The sequence below is a fragment of the Enhygromyxa salina genome (genome assembly GCF_000737335.2).
GTDB lineage: Bacteria > Myxococcota_A > Polyangia > Nannocystales > Nannocystaceae > Plesiocystis > Plesiocystis salina_C.
On the sequence record NZ_JMCC02000010.1, the window covers coordinates 148,576 to 171,922 of the forward strand.

The following is a 23,347-nucleotide window of genomic DNA, read 5'->3' on the forward strand; positions in this document are numbered from 1 at the left end:
GCTGCTCTCCAACTGCCCACGGTTGGGCCAAGCGCCCGATGGCTCTGCGCTGGGTCGGGCGTGGATGGCATGGAGGGCACAGACGCGACGTGGCTCGATCCTGACCGCGCGCTGTCGGTCCTGCGTCGCGCCACCTCGACGTTGACCTTTGATCTGCGTCGCGTCTCGCTGTTCATGGCCTCGCAGGGGCTTGGTGATCCTGGCTCGCGCACCGCGAGCCAGGCCTGGAGGCAGATCGCGCAGCTGCTGCGGCTTGGGCAGCTGCGCGTGGTCGAGCGCTCGCGCGAGCTGTCCCGCTACTCGCATGACCACATCGCACCAGGGCCCGCGCCCACACCTAGCGACCCAGGCGTGATCGAAGACGCGTCCGCGTGGTTCGAGTTGGTGCTCGAAGATGACTACGGCCGTGCGCTCGCCGAGGTCGAGCACCGCCTCACGCTCCCGGATCTCTCGGTCGTCAAAGGACGCTCGGACACGAGCGGCCGCGTGTTCATCGAACAGATCGCCCCCGGACACTGCAAGCTGGAGCTCACCCTCTCCAGCTGGCCCAACGCGGACTCGGGCCAAGCGCCTGCGGCCACGCCCTCGTCGCGGCTGCTCGAGCGGCGCGCCCCCTTCGACGGGCGTCTTCCCAGCTTCACGCTGCCGACCTTGGTGCACAACCGGGTTCGCCTGCGGCCCTCGCCGATCAAGGCTCACGCCGCGGCGGGCTTTCGCGCAGACTCTTCGTTTGTCAGCCCAGGCTTGGCCGCCGCGCTCAGGCCCATGCGCCAGCCGCTCGAGCACGCGTCGGCGCAGCTGGCGTTGTTTGGCCACACCGATCCCGCGGGTTCGGGCGCCAACAACAAGGCGCTGTCCGAGCGCCGCGCGGCGGCGATGCGCGCGTTGGCGAGCTCTGACGCCGACGCCTTGTACGAGATCGCCAAGCACGAGCGCTGGGGCCTCGACGCGTACCAAGCCATGCTGCGCGGGCTGGGGTTCATTCCGGGCGCGATCGATGACACGAGCGGCCCGATGACCGACGCCGCCATCGAAGCGTTCGTCGAGGCCAACACCCAGCGCTGGCTCAGCGGCTCGGCGCCCAGCCAGGGACCGGCGCTCGACGAGCAGACCCAGCGGGCGATCATCAGCGCCTACGTCGAAGAGTATGGGCTCGGCCTCCAGCCGAAGCGGCTGCTCTCGAGCGTCGCTAGCGGCTGCCGCGAGTTCAACTCGGCCGGCATCCGGCCCGAGCGCGCCCGACGGGTCACGCTGGCGGTGTTCACCGACGCGTCTACGTCGCCTCGCGCGAGCGATCTTCCCTGCGTGGAAGGGAACAGCGGCGCGTGCACGCTGGACCTGGAAGACGGCCTGCGCTGCCGGTTCTATCGCCACGCCGTCGCGCCCCAAGATCTCGATCGGGCAGTCGTGGAGTGGTTTGACTTCGCGTGGTTGCGCACGCCAACCGGCAAGATCCACCTCAGCGCGCTGACCACCGCGCCCGACACCGATCACGTCGAGTTCGAGATCGGCATCGCAGATGGTGGCTTGCCCTCGCCCCTGCCGTGCTCGGCGGCGGGTGGGAGCGGCGAGATCGTGCTTCGCAAGCTTGGTCGCGCCGCGGGCTTGGTCCGGCACGGGGTCTGCTACGCGCTGTGGGACCCCGAGGGGTTCGATCCCTTTGACCCGCGCCAATGGTTCGAGACAGATCCCAACGCGCCCGAGATCGAGGGGCTGCCGGTCCCGACCTTCAAGATCACGCTTGGCAAGGATTGGGCCTACTCGACGCCGCCAGGGCGGCGGCTCGACCGGATCGTGCTGGAGGGGGATACCCAGCGCGAGGTCATGGCGTTGCTCTCGGACGGGTCCTACGCGCGCTTTGCTGGGCGCGAAGGGTTGCAGCAAGTGGCGGCCGAAGCCGGGGGGCTGCATGTGCTGGCGCTGTATCCGTGGAATGGGTTGGTCTCGCCCGCGGGCAGGGGGGCCGAGGACGGATGAGCGGCTCGCTTCAAGCGGTGGGGGTGGGCTTCCTCGTGTTTGGGCTGCTGCTCCATCTGTACGGGCTCTATCACGTCTATCGCAAGCTCCGCCGAAGGGTCCCCGGGTGGTTCGCGCGGGGTACACAGACGGCGCCTCGCACCTGCGTCACTGGCCGGCTGCTGCCGGGCCCCGTCGAAGTGCGCGCCCCGTTTAGCGGTCGGCCCTGCGCTGCGTGGCGGCTGTCCGTCGCATGTCTGCACCCAGTGTTCGGGACCATGTCGCGGGTCGCCGATCGCTACAGCGAGGGCTCGTTCTCAATCATGTGCGAGGACGGCCCGCTCCCTGTTGTCCTCCACTCGACGACGGACAGGCGCACGAGCGCCAGCCATGTGTTCGACCTCGTACCCGCGTGGCTGCTCCCCTTGGTCAACCCGGACCACGAACGAGCCTACACAGCCTCGGTGCTTGGAAATTGGGTGACGCTGCCCACGCATCCACGCATGTCAGCGGAGCAGGCCGACGCAATACGGACGCTCGCGCTGGCGGAGGTCGAGGCGTCCAAGCTCGTCGTCAATGGCTCCAACGATCGTGTCGTCGTGACAGAGACAATCATGGACTTCGAGCAACTGTGGGTATGCGAGGGGCCTCGCCGCGAGGTAAGCGGAGCGCGGATGATCGTCGCGCCGAAGTCGGGTGGGATCGGGCTCGCGGCTAACCACGTCAAGTTTGCGCCTGCGGCCGAGCTGCACGCGATCACGCGCAGGGTCGCGCTGCGAGAGCTTGGCGTCGTGTTGGTCCTGGATGCCGTGGCGCTGCTGGTCGCGATTCTCGTTGGATTGAAAACCATCCTCTAAGGGTACCATGGCGATAATCAAGGGTATTTCCATGACCTCTCTTGGGCCCAAGGTGGACCTCGCCCAAGTCTTCGGCCAGGACGTCACGTACTCGGTGTTGGCGACGGCCTTTCATGTCAACCCCTACGAGATCCTCTCCGAGCTCGCCAAGGCCAATGGAACCAACGAAAAGGCGTTCGATGACATCCACCGGGCTTTCCTCGCCGAGCGGCCTTGGCTGACCAGCTTTAGCGATCGCCGCCGCCGGGTCGAGCAGTACTGGGCCGAGGCCCACGGTGGCGGGGGCCTCGCCAAGCAAAAGCTCCCGTTTCTCAATTGGAAGATTCCAAAGAACGTGGTCATCCGGCTGCCGCTCAGCGCCAAGACCGCGCCGCTCGTGACGGCAGACACTGCCGAAGTTTCGCGCTTCATCAAGCTGGCGATCGGCTGTCCTGAATTCGCCAAGCTCGAACTCATCATTGAAGAGCTCGAGGGAGCCGCCGAGCGGCTGGAGAGCACCTTGACGGCGCTCGCTTCCAACGTCGAGGCGAGCGGAGCGGAGTGCCTTCCATACCTCCTGTCGGCACAGCGGCTATTGCTCATGATGTATCAGGCGATCCCGAATACGCCCGAGGCCGTCGTGCATCACCACCTTCATGAGCACGACGACTTGCTCGACGAGCTTCAGCGGGTCGTCGAGCGGGCCGGGAGTCTCATTTATGACGACGCGCACCTGTTTGATTGGTACAACCATGCGCGGGTCAACGACGAGATTGGCCTGCTGTTTGCGATCCTTACCAACGGCGACAACATCAAGTGTCTGACCGCGCTCCGGTCGTCCTACGATATCGCGGAGCAGCGCGACGTCTGGGCTCGCTTCGAAGCAGCCCTGCTGCATGCGGGCTCGTTGCTGCTCCGCACCGACCGCGCCGATGAGCTCGTCAGCAACCACCTGATCCCGTTCTTGGGCGCGATGGCCGAGAGCGCCAATGTACAGAGGATGGCGCAAAAGGTCGCGGGCACCCCGTTCGAGGCGGTGTTGCGCGACGGTTGGCGCAGCGTGATTCCCAACAAACCGGCGACCCTACTGAGCACCATAGGCACGGTCGGCTCTCTCGGCGCTGGCGCAGTGGGGAACTCCCGCGGCCCAGCTTCACTCGCTGTGTCGCTGACCACGATGGCCGGGCCGCGCTTGGCGAAGTTCCTCGCGCTGCGGTCGCTCTCGCTCAACAACTCGGGAACGCTTGGCACCGCGCTGTGTCTGCGACTGTTGCTGCAGGTCGCCGATTTCTCGGCGGATGTTGACATTGACCATCTGCTCGACGCAATCCTGCCCGACCAAGGCGCACGGGTGGCGCTCGCGTCTCTCGAGAACATATCGTGGGAGACCAAGCTCATGTCCGGGAGCATGTGGACCGGCGTCTACGCGTTGGCCAATCTCGCGGCGCTCTTGTCAATTGTCAGCTCCGACGGTGATGTCACGCTCAAACGCGTGGGGCAGGCGCTTCAGACCGGGGCTCAGGCGGCGGTGCCCCTCGCCGAGATCAGCGCGGCGCTATTGGGGAAATACGCGAGGATCTCATCTGTGCTGCTGAACTCTGCATCCCAGGCCGCGCATTTCGCTGGGGTATTGGCGATCGCCATCTCGGTCTGGACCATCGGGGAGGAGGCGATGGCACACATGAAAGGGGCGCAGGTCGACTTTTCTGTTGTCGTCAATATTGTGGGGTCAGCCGCGACCGCGGTTTCGTCTGGTGTCTGGCTATACTTGGCTGTGTCGGGCATGCGGACAACCGCGCTGGCGACCGCGCTGATGGGCATCGGCAGTGTCCTCTCGATCGCGCTCCTGATCGCCTCGATCGGCTACGAGACCGCAACGCGCGGCCCCGGCACCGCCGCGTACGTGCTCGCGTGCCTCAACGAGTTCAAGGCCACCGACGCCGGCAAGACCCTGCTCAGCGACAAGACCTTCCGCAAAGAGTTCACGGCGTTCGAGAGCCAACTCGACAGCGTCAAGCCCAAGCTCGTCAGCTTCAAGGGCAAGCAGAGCGAGCTCTACACCCTCATGAAGCACTTCAGCGTCGACGGCTGCGCGACGATCGTCGAGATGGACCCGGCCGTCGTCCGTGAGATCGTTGGCCTGAAGTAGCCGCTCACCACTCGTAGAAGCCCTGCCCCGACTTCTTGCCGAGCTTGCCCTGCGCGACCATGTCACGCAGCAGCTGCGGCGGCTCGAAGTGGGCCCCCTGCTCGAGCTTGCTGGCCAGGTACTCGGCGATGCTCAGGCGCACGTCCAAGCCCACGAGGTCGGTCAGCTTCAGCGGCCCCATGGGAAACCCGTAGCCAAGCGTCATCGCCTTGTCGATGTCCTGCGCCGACGCGACGCCCTGCTCGACCATGCGGATCGCCTCGAGCCCGATCACCAGACCCAGGCGGCTGGTAGCGAAGCCGGGCGCGTCCTTGACGACGATCGGCTGCTTGCCGATCCGCTCGGCGAACGCCCGCATGCTGGCGGTGACCTCGTCTCGGGTCTGCTCGGCGACGACGATCTCGAGCAACTTCATGATGTGGACGGGGTTGAAGAAGTGCAGGCCGATCACCCGGCTCGGGTTGGGGATCGGCGCGGCGATGTCTGCGATCGACAGCGAGCTGGTGTTGGTGCCGAGCACCGCGCGCTCGCTGACGACGGCCGCGACGCGCGTGAAGATGTCGCGCTTGATCGCGAGCTGCTCGGGCGCGGCCTCGATCACGAGATCGGCCCCGCGCACGGCGTCCTCGAGCGAGGTCGTGCCAGACAGCCGCGCGATCGTTGCCTGTTGGTCGGCGTCGGTGACCTTGCCGCGCGCGACTCCCTTGGCGAGATTGCTGGCGATCGTCGTGAGCCCGGCGTCGACCTGGGCCTGACCCAGATCGGTGAGCCGGGTCGTGCAGCCTGCCATGGCGCAGACCTGCGCGATGCCATGACCCATGGTGCCAGCACCGATAACGGCGACGATCGAGATGTTGTCAGCGGTTGGCTCGGACATCCGAGCGATCTACCGCATGTCCGGCGCGATGACTGCGCTGCGGCGCCGAAACTGTGGCGTTTTGTCCGAGAACGAGCCGTGTGTTTCCATTGCTTCGCGACGTATAATCGCAATCGAATCTGCCGGGTCCCTCCCCATGGAAGCACGAAAGGTCGTTGTCACGTTGGTCTGCGCCGCCGACGACGAGGACGCGCTCGAGGCCATCGCCGACGGGCTGCGGGCGGTTGGACGCGAGGTCCGGCTGGTGCCCGGGGTCGACGTGCAGCCGCGGCGGCTCGGCGAAGCGATCGAGCGCGGCGGCGACCTGGGGTTGATCGTGGTGTGCACGAGTGGGCGGCTCGAGGGCGCACAGCTGCGCACGGTCGAGGGCTTGTTCAGCGCCCGCCGAGGCCCGAACCACGCGATGGTCCGGGTCGAGCTCTCGGCCACCGCCAACGAGAACATCGCTGCGATCTCGCGGGCGACGGAGGCGTTCGTCGCCAACCAAGGCCGTGTCGTTCGGCGGACCACGGGCGAGGGCCCCAAGCTGCGCGAGGTCATCCCCGTCGAGAGCATCTCGAGCGTCGCGCTGCCGGTGGTCCGCCTGCCCCCTGGCGAAGAGCTCGACGGCGACACCCAGCGCATCCAGCTGCCCGACAACCCCAAGTCCGCCGAGCTCTCGCGCCGCCGCCGGGCCGCCCGCGAGCGCGAGCGCGAGCGTGAGCGGATCACTCGCTCGCACCGCACGCTCAACGCCAACGACGACATCAACACGGTCGGGGACGAGCCCGTCAGCGCCCAGATGCAGCGGGACGAGGATCGCCTCGATCGCCTGATGATCGGGATGATCATTGGCGCCGGGGTGCTCGCGGTGCTCGCCGCGCTCACCTTTGCCGGCATATTTTAGGCGCTACTCGATCGCCAGCCGGACCGGCAGCAGCGTCGCGCCCTCGCCCCCGAGCTCCATGCCGCTGACCTCGACGCTGCTCTCGCTCTTGTACACGGCGATCCGGTAGCTGCCGGGCGGCGGCTCGCTGATGATGAACACGCCTTGCTCGTCGGTCAGCGCCAGAATCCGAACCGGCTCGTCTTCGCCAGCTTCGAGCTCACGCTCGAGAAACACGGCAGCCTCTGCGACCGGGGCGGCCGTTCCAGCGGCGGTCACGTGGCCAAGCACGCACGAGCTGACCCCGGCGCAGCGCGGTGACAGGATCGAGATGGTGTCGTGCAGCGGCTCGGCCTCCGGCCTGCCCGCCACGCACCCAAGCGCGAGCCCAAACGCCGCCGCTGCCGCCCAGATCCTCATGCTCCCGACAGGATCGCCCCAGTTCGGCCTTCGCGCCAGCTCCGTGTTGGATTGCGGCTGGGCATCCAGAGGCGTACGCTGGGTCGGCCCATGATTGGAACTCGCCGAGCCATCGCCCTGCTGATCCTGTCGTTCTTCACCCTGTATTTTGGGATGACCGCGTGGCTCGGCCCTGATGAAATCTACGCGCTCGGTCTCGGGCTCGCGCTGTGCTACGGCCTGGCCTTCTTCGGCGTCGCGGCCGAGTGGTTCTGGGCGCGGTGGTTTGCGATGGGCGTTGGCAACTTTGGCTGCCTGTTCCTGTTCTTGCTGCTCAAGATCGGCCCCGAGCCGATCTTCGTGTTCTTTGGCGTGAGCCACTTGCTGGTCGTCCTGTGCCTGATGGGCGAGGGCATGGCCGCCAAGTACGAGTACTCGGAGCGCGCCAGCGAGCGCTGGAACCTGCAGGAAGACTCGATGGCGCTGATGCGGCGGGCGGTGAAGTCGGCCGGTAGCACGCTGCCCTTGCTGATCATCTACGGGCTCGCGCCCCGCGGTGAGGCGCTGCAGCTGGGCCTGCTCGCGGCCGGCGTGATCGGGTTCGTCGCCCTGGTCCGCGGCAAGACTTGGGGTCCGATGCTGCTGGGTGCCACCGGCTTCTTGTGCCTGCTGGATGGCCTGGGCGTGTTTGGCCCGCCCACCATCGGGTTTTTCATGCTCGGTCCGGACACGCTTCCTGCGCTGTACGGCAAGGCTGGTGTGTTCGCAGGTGCGACCATGCTGGTGACCCTGCCGTTCATCGCGCCCATGTTCCGCTACATGCGGGCGCCCCAGTTGCCAACGCGCAACAGCTAGCGCACGCGCGGAATCGATACCGGCTGGCAAGAGCGGCGCAGATGCGTCGCTCTTTGCTTTTAAATGCCCGAAGTCCGGCCGAGCTCTGAACTGTTGTGATTCCGCGACAGCGCGGGTGAATGGGACTGCGCAATCCCAGCGCCGTGTGTGGGCCGCTGCGCAGCGATCCACCGCACATCTTTGGAGATTCGCTTCGATCTAGCTTCAATGGGCATGGTGAGCGCGACCAACCGCCTGCGACGAATGCTGCAGCCCAGCTTGCTGCGGACGCCCGTGCGTCCGGGCGCGCTGCTGATGCAGAGCGCGGCGACGATGCTGGAGCTGGCCGGATCGTTCAACGTGGTCCGGCTTGGCGAGCGTGGGCTCAACCACAAGCTCGAGCGCAAAGGCATCCGCTCGCAGAGCGTCCAGCTTGGCGACGCGAACGTGCGCTACTTCGAAGGCGGCGAGGGTCCGCCGGTCGTGTTGCTGCATGGGTTTGGGGCCTCGGCGGTGTGGCAGTGGCACGAGCAGATCGCTCCGCTGGCTCGCAACCACCGGGTGATCGTTCCCGACCTGCTGTGGTTCGGCGGCTCGTGGTCCAAGCGCCGCGACTTCAGCGTCGACTACCAGCTCGAGGTCGTGACCGCGCTGCTCGATCACCTGGGGATCGCGGAGGCTAGCTTCGTCGGGATCTCTTACGGGGGGATCATCGCTCACGAGTTCGCGGCGATGCACCCCGAGCGCGTGCGGAAGCTGGCGATCCTCGACAGCCCGGGGCGCTCGTACACCGCCAACGACCACGCGCAGATGCTCGAGCGCTTTGCGGTGGAGGACGTGGGCGCGCTGCTGGTCCCGCGCACGCCTGAAGACGTTCAGACCTTGCTGGAGGTCGGGTACCACAAGCCGCCCAAGACGCCGCGGTGGGTGCATGGGCAGGTGCTGCGGGCGATGTATGGGGAGTTCCGCGAGGAGAAGGTGCAGCTGCTCTCGAGCTTGCTGGGCGAGCTTGGGGGGCTGCGTGCGCGGCCGGGGAAGGTGCGGCATGAGACCTTGCTGATCTGGGGGGAGCATGACTTGGTGTTTCCGCTGGAGATTGGGCGGCGGTTGCAGGCGGACATGGGGGGGCGGGCTCGGTTGCGGGTTGTGGCTGGGGCTGGGCATGCTCCGAATTTGGAGCATGGGGGGCTGGTGGCTCGTTGGTTGGTTGACTTCTTGCGGTGATTTTGGGGGTTGGTTTGGTTGTTTGCGGGGAGTGGGGTGCCGATGAGGGACCGCGCACGGGCTGCAGACGGCCCGAACCCGGCTAGGTCTACTCCAGTCTTGGGACCCCGCTTCCTGTCGGGTCGTCTCATTGGCCCGACCTCGCTTCTCTTCGTTAATCTCCACGTGCGTAGATACGCCGGGTTCGGGCCGTCTGCGGCCTTGGTGCGCTCTTCGCTTTTCGGGGGTGGGTGCTCCGATCTGGACATGCGGGGGTGTGACGTGCTCGCTGGTTGGAAGGGGAGTGGTTTGCGGAGGGTGGTGGGATCGGCGGACGTTGGGGAGTGTGGTTTTGCGGAGGGTGGTGAGAGCGGTGGAGGTTGGGGGGGGTGGTGCGGAGGGGGGTGGTGCGGAGGGTGGTGATGGGAGCGGCGGACGTCGGAACCAATAAAAAAGAGGCGAGCCAGTGGCTCGCCTCTTTTTTGGTGGGTTGGCGATGATCAGCGATCAGCCGCCGACTGCACCGGAGACGCTGGCAACCGCGGAGACGCTGCCGGAGATGGCACCGGTGGCCTCGCCGAGGGCGGTGCTGACGTTCTTGAGCTCGGCGATGGCGCAGACAGCCCCGATCTTGAGCTTGAGGTTGCCGTTCACCGAGAGGTCACCGGCGACGTCGGCGACGGCTCCGCCTGAGGCGGAGATCAGGCCCTGGGCGGCGACGCCCACGCGCTCGAGCTTGGCCGAGGCGGCAAGCATGGCGGAGAAGCGGCCCTTGAAGCCCTCGAGCCAGATGCGGAATGCGGCTTCCTCGTTGGCGTCGAGGTCGCCCTTGAACTGGAACTCGACCGAGAGGCTTGGCGGGGTGCACTCGACGTTGGCTTCGGCCTTGGCTTCCACGCTGGCTTGGCACTCGGCGCTGACGCTGGGCGGCTCGACGCTGCCTTCGCACTTGCCCTGGCACTCGACGTCGGCCATGGCCGAGACGTCGCACTTGGCGGTGGCGTTGGCTTCACAGCCGCCCATGGCGGGCATGTAGGTGCACTCGCCTTCGCAGCGACCCGAGCACTCACCGCCGGCCGAGAGCTCGCAGGTGCCTTGGCACATCGACGAGCAGCTGCCGTTGCAGTTGGTGATGTTGCCGTTGCCGTCGGTGTTGCAGGTGCCGCCGGTGCACGAGGAGCACTCGCCCTCGCAGGTGCCTTGGCAGGTGCCGCCACACTCGGCGGCGACCTCGAGCTGGCACGAGCCGGAGCACGAGCCTGAGCACTCGAAGCTGGGCGCTTGGCCGGTGCACTCGAGGGTGCCGCTGGCTTCACACTCGGCGGCCACTTCGGCCGAGACTTCGCACGAGCCCATGCACTTGGCTTCGATCGAGCCGGGGTCGGCTTCGATGTCGCACTCGGCAGCGGCCGAGACGGCGAGCTCGACGTTGGCTTCGCACTTGGGCGGCTCGAAGGTGATCGAGATGCCACCTTCGAGGGTTGTGGTGAACTTCGCTTCGAGGCCGGCCGTGACGGCAGCGGTGAGATCATCGAGGCTGAGATCCGCGTAGCCCTCGATCTCGAGCGAGGCAGCGATGCCCTCGAGCTGGGCGCGGATCGTTCCGCTGACGTCGAGGGCCGCGGTGCGAACGTCGACGACGGCGCCGAAGAAGGCGTCGATGCTGACGCTGCCAGAGATGCTGGCGTTGCCTTCGAGGATGCCGGTGTCGGGGCACACGAGGCCGCACTGTTCGGCAAGGTCACCGACGGCGTCACAGCCGGGCGACGCGATGGCGATGCCCGAGATCAGGCCGCAAGCGAGGAAGGGGAGGTAGGGCTTTTTTTGGATGTCGACCATGGTCGGAAAGGCTCCGGTAGGGACCGATCTACTCGATCGATCGGAAAAATTCAGCTCGGGGGGATCGGTGAGCTTTCCGGGAGAGTCGCATTGTCTGTGGGCGTTCGACAATGGGGGATGACACGTCCAAGCGCGAAGAATTTGGATGGCTCCAGCACCGTGTGTGTGTCGCCTCGCGCGAGGAGTGATCTGTATGGGTCAAACCGCCTCGATGACTGGTCGATCGGCCACTCGCTCCGCTGTTGGGCGGCGAAACTAGAGCTCGCTGGCCCCGCCCACGAGTGCCGGAGCTGAAAGAGAGAGCGAAGCGTTCCCCCAGGAGGGCCCGACCAAGGGGCCCGAGCGGAGCGAGGGTGTCGACGCGCGCGGAGGCGAAGCCGAGCACGGGTCGAGTCGGGGCGTCTGGGGGTATAGATAGACAGAAGGCCGCCCCAGCTGGGGGACGGCCTTCTCGCAGTGGCGCAGGCGCGCCGGGACTTGCTCAGAGGCTGATGCCGGCGGCGGAGAACACTTCGAGCGAGGCGCTGGCTTGGGCCTGAAGTCCGGCCGCGGCGTCGTTCGCGATGCTGACTGCGTCGGGGACCTGCGGGATGCCGCACGACGTCAGCTTGAAGGTGCCGACGATGTCCGCGGAGCCGACGATGTCCGTCGCGGCGACCACCGCGTCTGCACCCGCGCCACCGAGCAAACCGAGCGACTCGATCAGGATGTCGGCCTTGGTCTTGCCCGCCAGCATCACGGCGGTGTGGGTCTTGAAGCCTTGAATCCACGCCTTGAATTCGGCCTGGGCCACGAAGTCGACCTCGAGCGCGGGCGACCACTGCCAGGTGACCTCGAGCGCGGGCGGCTTGCACTCGACGCTGGCGTTGGCCTTGGCGTCGACGGTGGCCTGACACTCGGCGCTGACCGAGGGCGGGGTGACCTCGCCCTCGCAGCGGGCGTCGCACTCGATGCTGGCGCCGGCCATGGCTTCGCACTTGGCGGAAGCGTTGGCCTCGCAGGTGCCGGACGCCGGCTTGTACGTGCACGAGCCGGTGCACATGCCCTCGCACTGGCCGCCTGCCGAGAGCTCGCAGGTGCCCTGACACGTGCCCTCGCACTCGCCGGCGCAGTCGCCTTGGGCGTTGGTCACCGAGCAGGTGCCGTTGCAGGTGCCGCGGCAGGTGCCTTCGCAGGACGCCGCGATCTCGAGCTCGCATGAGCCCTCGCACGATCCTTGGCAGTCGAACTCGGGCGCGGTGCCGGTGCACGAGAGCTCGGCGTTGGCATCACACGAAGCCATGACGCCGCCCTCGACCTCGCACGAACCCTCGCACGAGACGGTCGCGCTGCCGGGGTCGACCTCGACGTCACACTCGGCGGCGGCCGAGACCGCGACGTCGACGGATGCCTCGCACTTGGGCGGGGTGAACGAGATGCTCAGGCCGCCGGGTCCAACGGCGTCATCGAGCTTGGTTTGGATCGCTGCGGCGATGTCGGCCCCCGTGGCGCCGGGCTGGAGATCGACCGAGAGCGCGATCGCGTCGAGCTCACCTCGAAGGCTGCCGCTGATCCCCTTGGCCGCCGCGCTGACATCGACGACGGCGCCGAAGAAGGCGTCGACCTGGGCGATGCCCGTGATGCTGGCGTTGCCCTCGAGCACGCCCTCTGCCGGACAGGAGATGTCGCAGCCGGGGATGCCGCTGCCGCCATCGGGATCACAACCTTGAAGGGCAGACATGCTGGCGCCGACGAGGAGACCAAAGCTCGAGAGGATCAGGATTCGATTCGTGGTTGGTGTCATGGTGACTGCGCTCCGGAGAATGCGCGACATTCCCACGCCTGCGCGGGACCACGCAACACCGATCGGCGAGCTGGATGCAAAGCAAGAGTAAACGACGAGCACTTTGCTCTCGGACATCCTCATTCAGTCGTCGTCGGCCCGGCGGAGATCCAGCACGACTGGGCAGTGATCGCTGACGAACTCGTAGTCGCGCACGGGGTAGGCGTCGGTCGATCGAAAGTCCTGGCAGCGGGAGGCCGCGCAATGTGTGCCGGCATGGACCTCACTGTTCGCGTCGAGTGACTCCTCGAGCCCGCGGACCCACACGAGATCGATCTCCGAGGGCTCCTTCCAGGCGTCACGCCGCTGGCCGTCGTAGTAGGCCGAGCAGCCGGTCGCGCTGCTCAGTCGGCGCACGTCGATCGGCGCGAGCTGCTGCGCGAGCTCACCTTGCTCGAGCGCTGGACCACGCGCGCCTTGGCCCGGTGTCCCCGTGCTGTTGAAGTCACCCAACACGATCAGATCGCGATCGCCCGCGCCGGGTGAGCGCTGCAGGCAGCCGTCTGCGATCTCGGCGAGCACGGGCCACTGCTCGCGGCGCAAGGGCTGGCTGTCGGGCATGGCCTTGAGGTGCACGACCACGATCCAAAAATCGGGGCCGCCATCGCGCGCGCGCAGGTAGGCCGACAAGCCTGGGCGCACGCGGCCGCCGATGCTCAGCTCGGGGTGCTCGGCGCTGTCGAGCAGCTCGACGCGATCGGGTCGCCAAGCCAGACCCAGCAGCTGGTGTCCGCGGCCGCCCTTGCTCGACAGGCGCAGCTCCCAACCCGGCAGCAGCGCGGCGAGGGCCTTGGGATCCTTGATCTCTTGAACTGCGATCACGTCTGCGTCGAGCTCTTCGATGACCTCGCGCATGCGCTCGAGATCGTGGCCGCTGCTCGAGCCGCTGAAGTTCGCGAGGTTCCAGCTGACCACCCGCACGGCGTCGCCACGCCGCGGCGGGCCATTGCCCGAGATCCCGCTGAGCTCGCGCAGGTCGGGGCCGAGCCACGCCCACACCGTGGCGGCGAGCAGGGTGAGCAGCACGGCGACGAGGCGCTGACGGTTTCGACGATCACGCTTGCTCCGGCGTCGCTTGGACTTGCGCTTGGCCACGGGCTGTCAGTCGCGATCGTCGGACTCGGCTTCGAATTCGTAGCAGCGAAGATCGAGCTGCACTTGCAGGCGCGAGCTCTGCACCGTGGCCGCGCCGCCGCCGTGGGGATCGGCGTCGCGCAGCATGAAGCTGAAGCTGCCGCCCAGCGATCGCGCCGCGTCGACGCTGGTGACCGGCGTGCTCGCGAGCACCAGCGATCGACCGCCGCCGCTGCGTGGTGTGCCGCGCTCGGGGCCGAGCAGGGTTGGACGTGGATCGCCCGTGGTCCACGGCGTCTCGATCCACAGCTCGGCGGCGGCGAGGGCCTCGCTCGACTGCACGAGCTCGAGCTCGAGGCGCAGGCCCCAGCGTCGCCCGGTCGCGCGTGATCGCAGCAGCTCGAGCTGCGCGCCCGCGTCGAACTCGTAGACGCCGTCCGGGTCGAGGCCGCCCACGCTGAACACTGGCATCGAGATTGTGTACACGGGGTGGAAGTCGACGGCGGTGGGCTCGAGCTCGGGCGCCGACCCAACCCCAAACACCAGGCGCACGCTGCCGAGCGCGGGTGGATCCACGGTCCACAGCTGGTCGCTCGCCGGCGGGACCGTGCCCTCGGAGAGCCGCTGGATCACGAGCCGGTGCAGGTCCATCGGCGCGAGCGTAACTGGTTTCAGCTCGGGCGCGGCTCGTCGCTCGCTTGCCCATGTGAGACCGAACCAAATTGACCGAACCAAATTGACTGAACCAATTGAAAGAGCCGCAGCGTGGGGCTGCGGCTCGAGCTTGGATCCCAAGATCTACATGCGCTCGCTGCGGGGCGGACCCTTACGCTGGCGGCGCTTCCGGCGGCGCTCGGCCTCACGGAGCTTGCGCTTGCCCTTGACGCTGGGCTTCTCGTGGTGGCGGCGACGCTTGATCTCGCGGAGCACGCCTTCACTGGCCATGAGCCGACGGAGCTTGCGAATCGCACGCTCGACGCCGCGCTCGTCGACGCGAACCTCGAGGGGCCGTCCGAGCACCGGGAGGTGTTGCTCGGAGGTGTCGATCGTCGGGGTGGGGGGCGTCGCTTCAGACTCGGACATGAGGGAGCGGAGGTATAGGCGGGCGTCAAGAAGCCGTCAACCTCGACGGCTCCCGCAGCAGCGCCCAAACGCGCACGTGGGCGCGGAAACTACGGAAGTTCGTGTGTGGCCGCACGTGGGAAGGATCGCGCATCGGAGCTGCGGCCAAGCTCCATTTCGTCCCGTAGACTGCTCCCGTGGCCGACTCGAGCAATGTAACCACGCCATCGCCCGCCCAGAGCCCCCGCGAGCAGGCCCTGGCGGCTGCAGTTCAAGCGTTGTTGCGGGCGTGCGATCTCGATCTCGAGCACAGCGATCTCGTTGGCACACCCAAGCGAGTGGCGCGGCTGTGGAGCAGCTTGGTGCTGTCGGGCTACGACGCCGATCCGGCTCAGATCCTTGGCGATCCGGTGCTCGGCGAAGGCGACACGGAGCTGGTGGTCGTGCGCGACCTTCCTTGCCACGGCATGTGCCCGCACCACCTGATGCCGTGGGTTGGCCAGGCAACGGTCGCGTACCTGCCCGCTGCCAAGCTCGTTGGGTTTGGCCGGCTCAACGATCTGGTCCACTGCTTTACCCGACGGCTGACCCTGCAAGAGCGGGTCTGCAACGACATCGCCGACGCCTTGATGCAGCACCTGTCGGCCCGCGGAGCGGCGTGCGTGATCACGGGGCAGCACAACTGCCTCAATGTCCCCGACGACAAGCACGGAACACGGGTGGTCACAGCGTCCTATCGGGGCGAGATCAAGACCCGGCCGGATCTGCAGGCCCAGCTCATCTCGCGCGGGTGAGCTTCGAGCGCCGCGCGGCGCGGCTCGCGAAGCGCGGGCTTGGCGAGCCCCCAAGCGACGGATTCTGCTCGCCAAGGCATGCTGATAGGTCTAGGCTGCCTCCGCAATGCTGGACCTGGATCGACTGCCAGCGCCCGACGTCCTCGCGGCGCTGCCGATCTTTCCGCTGCCAAACGTCGTGTTCCTGCCCAACATGGTGCTGCCGCTCAATGTGTTCGAGCCGCGCTACCTCGACCTCGTCGATCATGTCCTCGATGGCGGCATGCACCTTGGGGTGCCACTGCTGCGGCCCGACCCCAGCTTGCTCGAGCCGTCGGATCTGTCGCTCCCCGTCCACGATCCGGGCGATGAGCGTCCCGCGATCGAGGCGGTGTTGGGCATCGGCCGGCTGATCGCGCACCAGCGCCTCCCCGACGGCCGGCGCTTCATTCGTCTCGAGGGCCTGGGTCGGGTGCGCGTCAAAGAAGAGCTCGCCCAAGCCGAGGGCGGATTCCGCCGGGTCGCCGTCGAGGCGCTGCCCGAGCAGCTGCCCGGCGACACCCACGCGCTCGAGGTGCTCAAGGCGCAGGTCGAGCGCATGGCCGAGACCTTCGACGAAGACGACCGCCAGATGATCCTCACCGTGCTCGAGATGGAGGACCCGCGGGTCACGATCTACGCGATCGCCTCGTTGGTCCCCAGCGTGGAGATCATGCGCGCTGCACGGCGGCGTCGCTCGCTCGGCGGCGCGATGCCACACCTGCGGCTGCAGCAGCGCTGCCTGTCCGCCGCCGACGCGGACCTGCGGGTCGGGCTGCTGAGCGAGCGGGCGCAGTCGCTGATCGACGTGCTGGGCGAGTCCGGCTCGTTCCCGTTGCTGAACTAGCTTTTACCCCCACAGGCGGTTTGGCACTTCGCGGTCACTCGCTTCGCTCGCTCCCAATGGGGTGTTTGTTTGCGGGGGTATGATTGGCCCCCTGGTAGGGGGCAGCTTAATTAGACCCCCACAGGCGGTTTGGCACTTCGCGGTCACTCGCTTCGCTCGCTCCCAATGGGGTGTTTGTTTGCGGGGGTATGATTGGCCCCCTGGTAGGGGGCAGCTTAATTAGACCCCCACAGGCGGTTTGGCACTTCGCGGTCACTCGCTTCGCTCGCTCCCAATGGGGTGTTTGTTTGCGGGGGTATGATTGGCCCCCTGGGAGGGGGCTCTTGTCTGAGCATCTACGGTAAGCACAGGGCGCTCCATTCGTTTTTTGGCCCCTACAGTCGCTTTGGGCCCCTGGGAGGGGGCTCTTGTCTGAGCATCTACGGTAAACACAGGGCGCTCCATTCGCTTTTTGGCCCCTACAGTCGCTTTGGGCGCTCCATTCGCTTTGGCCCCTACATTCGCTTGGGCCCCTGGGAGCCCTGGGAGGGGGCGGGGGCGCTCCATTCGTTTTTTGGCCCCCTACAGTCGCTTTGGCACTTTGCCTTTTTTGGACCCCCCCACAGGCGGTTGGGGCTTTAGGGTCACCGCTTCGCGCGCTCCCAATGGGATGTTTGCTCTGGGCCCCTGATGCTCGCCCGTTAGCGCGGCTTCGGGCGACCGGTGTAGATCATGATTCCGCTCATCACGCTCGCCCCTCCGTCGTAGCCAAGCGCATGGCCAGGGGACTGTCCGCCAACCTCGAACTGCACGGATGCTCGGTCGGTGAGCTTGAACTCGACTCCCAGGTGGCCGCCACCACCCATGGCGTAGCGCTGATCCATGTTGCTCGGATCGAGGCGCATGGGGGTTGGCGGGTCGAGGCGGATGCCCACCCAGGCGCCGCCGCCTCCGTAGACGCGGAGCACTCCCAGCATGACGGGGCTGCGACCAAACAGCTCGAGGCCGTGGTTGAACACCGGATCAAACACGCTGTCGGGGCCGGGGCCGCTGTCCGCGTAGACCATGGTCCCGCGCACGCGCGCGCCGAGGAACTGGCCAATTCGCCACCCGAACGGGATGTCGACCTTCAGGGTCTGTGCGAAGTGGGCGCGGCCCCAAAAACCGACGTCGTATCCGATCCCGACGCCGCGCCAGATTCGGTTGGCGCGATCGATCTCGGCTGGCGTTGGCATGGGCCCAAGCGCGGGAGCTCGAGGTTGCGCGGCCAAGCTCTCGATCGTTGGCTCGGGCACCGGGTCTGGCGAGGGCTCGGTCGCCGAGGCGAGCGAAGGTAGGGCCAGGGCGGCCGCGAACGAGAGCAGGAAGATCGCGCGTTGCATCTCCGAACCTGTAGGTCGGAGCGCGCGCGCTCGCGGGGGCAATATCTACGCCTGCGCGGGGCATTGGCAGCGCGGACTTGCGGCCCTCGACGAGCGCTGTTCGGCTCGGTTCATCGGCCAATTCGCGAGCGCGCGCGGGAGCCAAGCTGAACACGCAGGCCTGGGCGCGGCTGGGGTTCTGACCATGTTCGCGAACGAAACCTAGGCTGGAAGCTCCCAACGTGCAGCGGGCGCCAACCGAAGTCGACGCCCGCTTTCTAGAACCCCGCAGGGGGCACTAGGTGCGCCCGGCTACTCGCTGCGACGGCGGCGGACGAGGCCCATCAGACCCAGCGCCGCGAACCCGAGCAACGCACCGCCGACCGGCTCGTCGTCGTTCGCCGAGCAACCGCAGCCGCTGGCGAGGCCGCCGTCGTCGATCCCCGCGTCGCCATCGTCGGCGCCGCCGTCCTCGTTGCCCATGCCCTTGCCCTGGTTGTAGGCGTCGAGCAGCTCGTTGATCTTCTCGGTGTTGTCGACCAAGTTGATGAGCGGGGCGTTGTCGGCCATGCCGTCTTGGTCGATGTCCTCGTCCCAGGGCATCTCGTCCTGGAAGTCCGGCCACACCAGCGGGTCACCAGCGGGGAAGTAGACCTGACGCCCGTCGGGCAGCTCGAAGGTGGTGCTGCCGTCGCAGTGCAGGGTCTGGGTGCCAAGCCGCTGCGGCGCGACGTCGGGCAAGGTGGAGTTCGAGCGGAACATCGGGTCCGCGTTCATCTCGCTGGGCGAGATCGTGGTGTACATGCGGGTCAGGTACGGGTTGTCCTGGACCAGGTTGAACGCGCGCAGACCGGGCTTGAAGATCCGCTCGTCGAGCATCGCCGCGAACGCGGCGGCGTCCCAGGCGGCCAGGTCGATCTGGTCGACGAAGCACTCGAGGCAGTCGTAGAACTCGACCGGCTCGACGCCATCGGGGACCGGGATGAACTGGTCGAGCGCGCTCTGGACCAGCGGGTGCTGGGGGATGCAGACGAAGTCCCAGTCGAGGTCGCAGAAGATCAGGTTTTGCTGCGTCAGCAGGTCGATCGCGCCGATCGGGCTGTCGACCAACGCGGCGTAGGGCGCGGGGTCCCAGCTTTGGTCGTAGACCCCAAACGTCGAGATCACGTCGCTGGTGCCGGCGTACTCGGTCACGAACGCGTTGCCATCGGCCTCTTGCGCGTCGACGGCCATCGAGATGACCTCTTTGTAGTTGGCCGCGTTGTTGAACCAGTCGAGCTTCAACGAGTTGATGAGCACGTGCCGGTAGTTGACCGGGACCACGCGGGCGTCACCCAAGAAGAAGGTGCGGATGTCCATGTCGTCGGCCGCGGCGATCGCCGTGAGCCGGAGCGGCACGCAGGGCTCGACGCCGTCGTAGCGGATCACGATCGGGTGGATGTCGGCGAGATCGGTCTCGACGCCAAGCTTGAGCGCGACGAACAGGAACTCCTCTTCGAGGTAGGTGGCGAGGATCGGCTCGGCGTTGGGATCTTGCTGGTAGCCGTTGTCGCCGAGCCAGGTCATCACGCTCTCGACCGTACCGCCCTCGAGCACCGCGTAGTCGAACGCGCCGACGCTGCCCTTGGCCACGATGTTGGGGCCACCACCATCATCGCCGTCGCCGTCGCCGGGGTCTCCGCCGTCGTCGCCCGTGCTGTTGGCACCGCCCTCGCCACCGAAGTCGTCGCCACCGTCGCCGCAAAAATCGTTCTGGCTCTGCACGCCGTAGTTCGGGACCGAGCCGGCGAGCATGTTGTCGAACAGGAACTGCGAGCCAACCGCGAACTCGGGCACCGAAGAGACCGGGATCACCCACGCGAATTTCTCGGCGTTGGTGTCGGGGTCGATCTGGATCTGGATGTGCGCTTCGACGTAGTCCTCGCCGATCTTGAACAGGATGTTCTCGCCGGTTTGATCGACGGGCATCGTGGTCGGACCGCTGTCGCAGAAGTTGCCACCGCAGGCTTCGGCCTCGGACGGGAGCAGGAGAGGAGCAGCGACGGCCAGCGCCGAGCAGGCCGCGAGAGATGCAAATCGAAGGGTCTTGGACATGTTGTTGTCTCTGGGTAGAGAGGTAAGTGCCTCTCTTGTGCCATGGGTGGTTGGATCCGATCGCGGCGATCTTCACGAAAGTTCGGCGATCCTCGTGAAACACTGATTTGGGACAGTACGTCGCAAACGACAGCGTCCTCGGCCTGAGCGGTGGCTCCAGGTCGAGGACGCGTTCGCGCGTTAGGCGCTGGGCTGTGCTTCTCGGGGGTGCGCGTCGGGGCACTTTCGCACTGGGCCCAGGGGGGCCCTCGCCGAACACCAGACGCGCGCCGTGGCCTGGTTCGACGCGAGCGCCACGGGCCGCTCCGGCACTAGGTCGTTTCGTATCGTGGGATCGTGCTCGAGCAGCTGTATCGCCTGGCCTACGACCATCTCTCGCACCCCACTGCCTACTTTCCGCCGCGGCTGTCGGCCCCGCGCATGCACGACGCCGCCCTCGCCCTCGGTGGTCTCGAGCTCCTTGGGGGAGAGACGCTGATCGCCGTGGTCGAGAGCAGCGACCCGCCCGCGGCCAGCTTTTCGGGGCTGTGGATCACCGACCGCCGGATCATGGCGACCGAGCCGCTCTCCTCGATCCCGTTGACCATGCTGGAGGACGCGCGAGGCGGCGTTCGAGCGCCTCGCTCCCTCGAGATCGCCACGCCGCAGGGCGCGGTGCACATCGAGCTCGACGCTGCACAGGCAGTGGCCGCGTTTGTCCGTGCCGTGATCGGCGAGATTCCTCTGGAGGCCCGCAAGCCGATCGAGCGCCCGCTGTGTGTACCGCAGCAGGGAGACCCGCTCGGGGTCGTGCCCTACTGCGCGGGGCACCTCGACCCCAGGGTGGTGACGCTGTTCGGGTTGGGCTCGATCCTCGCGCTTCGTGATCAGCAGGGACGGGAGCAGGGGCAGGAGTTGGCGTGGCGTGGCGCGGTGCTCCAGCGCACGCTCGACTGGGGTCGCGCGATCATTCAGGGAGTCGGAGGCTGGGCGTGGCTCGGGCTGGTCCCACGCCAGGACTTCGCGAGCATGCTCATCGCGATTCTGGGGACCCCGCAGCAGCAATGGACCGACCCCAATGGCAGCTGGGGCTACGACTTCCTCATCCCCGCCGAGCGGGCGCGGTGGCTCGAGGCGACCGCTGGCGTCCGGGACTGGGTGCTCGACGCAGCGCTCAGCTTGCGCGTCGTGTGCTGGGACCACGCGTGGATGACGACCTTCACCCTCGAGCCCAGCGTCGAGCTGCCTCCGTCACGGGCGCGGGCGGTCCGGGCTTGGGCGCACGCCGTGCTCGTCGCCTACGAGGCCCGGGCGATCTTGCTTCGGGCCCTCGATGGGGGGTGGCAGACATCGATGGATCGTCTGCTGCTCCGGGACCCGAGCCAGGTGCTGGCGCACCTCGAGGCCGACCTGGGGAGCGTGGATATCTCGGCTTTCTATCCCGCGCAGGATCCCGCGACCATGGTTGCGATCGACGATCGCACCGCCGCGATCTTGGCCGAGGTCGAGGCGACTCCGCTCGACGAGATGACACGGCGGGCGCGGGCGGCCTGGGAGGACGCCCGCTGCGGAGGACAGGCCGAGGCGATGCTCGAGGCGGCCTTGGGCCTGCAACATGTCAACGCCTGGTCCGAGTCGATCGCGGCCTACGGGGCGGTGCTCGAGCTCCACCCCGAGCAACGTACCGAGGCCTTGCAGGGGATCGGAGACAACCACCTGTTCCTGTTCGAGCTGGGCCCGGCGCTGGGCCTGCGCATCGACGCGCGCGCCGAGCTCGAGGCGGCGCTCGCGGCCTACGAGGCGGCGCTGGCCGATCCTGACCCCTACGTTCCCGGGCTCGTGGAGCACAACTACTGGGAGGCTACGTGCGGTCTCGCCGAGCGACTCGATGCCGACGCGAGGGGCGAGGTTCTGCGTCGCTACATCGAGCGCTTTCCCACTGGCGAGCACCGGCCCGATGCCAACCGCTTGCTCGCGTCTTTGTAGGAGCCTGCAGTATGCGTTGGGGCTCGTTGTAGTCGGGAACGCGGCCAGTCACCCACTGCGCCCGCGCATGCGGTATGACGCTGCACACCATGACTGCGCGAGAGCTTGTGGGTACGTGGACGCCGCTGCCTCTGCTTGGGCCGGCGGGCGATCAGCTGAGGGGCAGCGTAATTACCATCGGCGCCGCCGGAACGTTCTTGAGCGTCTGCGAGAAGGGGCTGCCGCCTTGGGTTCGCCTTGGGCGCTGGGAGCATGGGGCCTGGGAGTGGAGCGCGGCGTGGACCGTGCCGCCGCCACCCAACGACGACGGCGCCCCCGCGCGGTGGAGCTCTCACATCGACTCGGTCGACTCGGTGTGGCTCGACATCGACCGCCTCGACCCGCTGCGAATTGCGATCAACCGGACCGAGTATCAAGGCGGCAGCCATGGTGTGGTGGTTGGCCGCTGGGGCGGTGACTTCGAGGAGATCCGGTCCCCGACCGACTCGGACATTCGCTTCGGTCAGCCGATCGTGCTGCGCGGCGACGAGCTGTGGTCGCACGACACGAGCGAGCTGTGGCACTTCCGACGCAGCGGGGGGGCCTGGCATGGCACGTCGACGGATTGCACGCCGCAGTTTTGTGAGGGCCGCGACGAGCTTGGGTGGGTCGCCGATGTTGCGCCCGATGGGCGTTGGTTGGTGCTGGATGTGTGGGGTTGCGTGGCGGTGTTCGAGCGCAGGGCGGCGGCGGGCGGCGGGGGTGAACGGTTTGCTTGGACCCGAACGCTGGCGTCTGGGGGGTCGGTGGAAGCGCTGGGGCAGACGCCGAATGGTTTGGTTGTTGTGTATCGCGACGGGGAAGGTGTGGGGGTGGAGATCGTGTTGTATGACGAAGACTTGCGGGTGATTCGGCGGTGGGCAGTCGATGGGGGGGGGCGGGCTGGCTCTGCTTTCATTGAGGGGCGTCGGGTTGTTTTGCATGGCGAGGGGGTGTTGCTGGTGTTTGATCTGTTTGCGGGGGTGGTGACTCACCGGCTGGTGCTTCCGCCTGAGCTGGCGGTGCGGCGGCATGCGTTGAGCGCGTGTGTTCGGGTGTTTGGTGGATTGGTGTGTGTGGTGTCGCGTGGAGCGATCGGGGTTTATGAGCTGGCGTAGCAGCCCGTGGTGCTGCGCGAGGAGGGACTGACCGGGACCGGAGAGCCGGACTGGGAGTCTCTGTCGTCGACCAGTTCGGGCAAGGCTCGATCGGGCTTCCAGCCACGTTCGAGTCACAACTTCGCACCCAATTTCGAGTACAGAAGGCCAACAATCCAGGCGATCCACCGCCCGACTCGCAGCTCAACCCCGCCGAACCAATACACGACGACGGGATGGCTCGCGCGACCCCGCCGT

The 23,347-nt window shown here is 67.2% G+C and carries 19 protein-coding genes; 10 read left to right on the plus strand and 9 right to left on the minus strand.

Annotation, left to right across the window (positions count from 1 at the left end; translation table 11 throughout):
- The first annotated feature begins 69 nt into the window (after positions 1-69).
- The 3 genes from DB30_RS05675 to DB30_RS05685 are packed head-to-tail and all read left to right on the plus strand — an operon-like array spanning position 70 to position 4,941.
- Positions 70-1,977 carry a hypothetical protein gene (locus DB30_RS05675; protein ID WP_052546943.1) on the plus strand — a complete coding sequence of 636 codons (1,908 nt, stop codon included), beginning with the start codon at positions 70-72 and terminating at the stop codon, positions 1,975-1,977.
- Positions 1,974-2,813 carry a hypothetical protein gene (locus DB30_RS05680; RefSeq protein WP_052546944.1) on the plus strand — a complete coding sequence of 280 codons (840 nt, stop codon included), beginning with the start codon at positions 1,974-1,976 and terminating at the stop codon, positions 2,811-2,813. The genes DB30_RS05675 and DB30_RS05680 overlap by 4 nt, the downstream gene beginning before the upstream one ends.
- A 31-nt stretch (positions 2,814-2,844) precedes the next feature.
- Positions 2,845-4,941 (plus strand): hypothetical protein, encoded by a 2,097-nt coding sequence (locus tag DB30_RS05685; RefSeq protein ID WP_052546945.1) that lies wholly within the window; start codon positions 2,845-2,847, stop codon positions 4,939-4,941.
- Between the two features lie 4 nt (positions 4,942-4,945).
- Here the strand turns inward: DB30_RS05685 and DB30_RS05690 are convergent, their stop codons facing one another.
- On the minus strand, positions 4,946-5,818 hold the full coding sequence (locus tag DB30_RS05690) for a 3-hydroxyacyl-CoA dehydrogenase family protein (RefSeq protein ID WP_052546946.1): 873 nt from the start codon (positions 5,816-5,818) through the stop codon (positions 4,946-4,948).
- Positions 5,819-5,954: 136 nt separating this feature from the next.
- Between DB30_RS05690 and DB30_RS05695 the strand changes: the two genes are divergently transcribed.
- Positions 5,955-6,704: a hypothetical protein gene (locus DB30_RS05695; protein ID WP_052546947.1), complete on the plus strand. Its 750-nt coding sequence runs from the start codon at positions 5,955-5,957 to the stop codon at positions 6,702-6,704.
- 3 nt (positions 6,705-6,707) lie between these two features.
- Here the strand turns inward: DB30_RS05695 and DB30_RS05700 are convergent, their stop codons facing one another.
- Positions 6,708-7,103 carry a carboxypeptidase-like regulatory domain-containing protein gene (locus DB30_RS05700; RefSeq protein WP_052546948.1) on the minus strand — a complete coding sequence of 132 codons (396 nt, stop codon included), beginning with the start codon at positions 7,101-7,103 and terminating at the stop codon, positions 6,708-6,710.
- 90 nt (positions 7,104-7,193) lie between these two features.
- On the opposite strand from DB30_RS05700, the gene DB30_RS05705 reads away from it, so the two are divergent.
- Together DB30_RS05705 and DB30_RS05710 are read left to right on the plus strand one after the other, a co-directional pair.
- Positions 7,194-7,937: a hypothetical protein gene (locus DB30_RS05705; protein ID WP_052546949.1), complete on the plus strand. Its 744-nt coding sequence runs from the start codon at positions 7,194-7,196 to the stop codon at positions 7,935-7,937.
- A gap of 213 nt (positions 7,938-8,150) precedes the next feature.
- The gene (locus DB30_RS05710; RefSeq protein WP_052546950.1) at positions 8,151-9,140 is read left to right on the plus strand and encodes an alpha/beta fold hydrolase; all 990 of its coding nucleotides are present in this window, start codon (positions 8,151-8,153) and stop codon (positions 9,138-9,140) included.
- Positions 9,141-9,626: 486 nt separating this feature from the next.
- On the opposite strand, the gene DB30_RS05715 is transcribed toward DB30_RS05710, so the two are convergent.
- The 5 genes from DB30_RS05715 to rpsU form a co-directional block, all read right to left on the minus strand.
- On the minus strand, positions 9,627-10,958 hold the full coding sequence (locus tag DB30_RS05715; RefSeq protein ID WP_052546951.1) for a hypothetical protein: 1,332 nt from the start codon (positions 10,956-10,958) through the stop codon (positions 9,627-9,629).
- Positions 10,959-11,439: 481 nt separating this feature from the next.
- On the minus strand, positions 11,440-12,741 hold the full coding sequence (locus DB30_RS05720; protein ID WP_052546952.1) for a hypothetical protein: 1,302 nt from the start codon (positions 12,739-12,741) through the stop codon (positions 11,440-11,442).
- Between the two features lie 123 nt (positions 12,742-12,864).
- Positions 12,865-13,875 (minus strand): endonuclease/exonuclease/phosphatase family protein, encoded by a 1,011-nt coding sequence (locus DB30_RS05725; RefSeq protein ID WP_052546953.1) that lies wholly within the window; start codon positions 13,873-13,875, stop codon positions 12,865-12,867.
- A 6-nt stretch (positions 13,876-13,881) separates the two neighbouring features.
- Positions 13,882-14,505 carry a hypothetical protein gene (locus tag DB30_RS05730; RefSeq protein ID WP_052546954.1) on the minus strand — a complete coding sequence of 208 codons (624 nt, stop codon included), beginning with the start codon at positions 14,503-14,505 and terminating at the stop codon, positions 13,882-13,884.
- 147 nt (positions 14,506-14,652) lie between these two features.
- Positions 14,653-14,937, minus strand: coding sequence for a 30S ribosomal protein S21 (gene rpsU / locus DB30_RS05735; RefSeq protein WP_106094967.1), 285 nt, complete (start codon positions 14,935-14,937; stop codon positions 14,653-14,655).
- 176 nt (positions 14,938-15,113) lie between these two features.
- Between rpsU and folE the strand changes: the two genes are divergently transcribed.
- Both folE and DB30_RS05745 read left to right on the plus strand, forming a co-directional pair.
- The gene (gene folE, locus DB30_RS05740; protein WP_052546955.1) at positions 15,114-15,710 is read left to right on the plus strand and encodes a GTP cyclohydrolase I; all 597 of its coding nucleotides are present in this window, start codon (positions 15,114-15,116) and stop codon (positions 15,708-15,710) included.
- A 106-nt stretch (positions 15,711-15,816) separates the two neighbouring features.
- Complete coding sequence (locus tag DB30_RS05745) at positions 15,817-16,575, plus strand: LON peptidase substrate-binding domain-containing protein (protein ID WP_052546956.1); 759 nt, start codon at positions 15,817-15,819, stop codon at positions 16,573-16,575.
- Positions 16,576-17,255: 680 nt separating this feature from the next.
- On the opposite strand, the gene DB30_RS05750 is transcribed toward DB30_RS05745, so the two are convergent.
- Both DB30_RS05750 and DB30_RS05755 read right to left on the minus strand, forming a co-directional pair.
- Positions 17,256-17,936, minus strand: coding sequence for a hypothetical protein (locus tag DB30_RS05750; protein WP_052546957.1), 681 nt, complete (start codon positions 17,934-17,936; stop codon positions 17,256-17,258).
- A gap of 291 nt (positions 17,937-18,227) precedes the next feature.
- Positions 18,228-20,009, minus strand: coding sequence for a DUF2330 domain-containing protein (locus tag DB30_RS05755; RefSeq protein ID WP_052546958.1), 1,782 nt, complete (start codon positions 20,007-20,009; stop codon positions 18,228-18,230).
- 336 nt (positions 20,010-20,345) lie between these two features.
- On the opposite strand from DB30_RS05755, the gene DB30_RS05760 reads away from it, so the two are divergent.
- Positions 20,346-21,974: a hypothetical protein gene (locus tag DB30_RS05760; protein WP_052546959.1), complete on the plus strand. Its 1,629-nt coding sequence runs from the start codon at positions 20,346-20,348 to the stop codon at positions 21,972-21,974.
- A gap of 89 nt (positions 21,975-22,063) precedes the next feature.
- On the plus strand, positions 22,064-23,110 hold the full coding sequence (locus DB30_RS05765) for a hypothetical protein (RefSeq protein ID WP_146658108.1): 1,047 nt from the start codon (positions 22,064-22,066) through the stop codon (positions 23,108-23,110).
- Positions 23,111-23,347 lie beyond the last annotated feature (237 nt).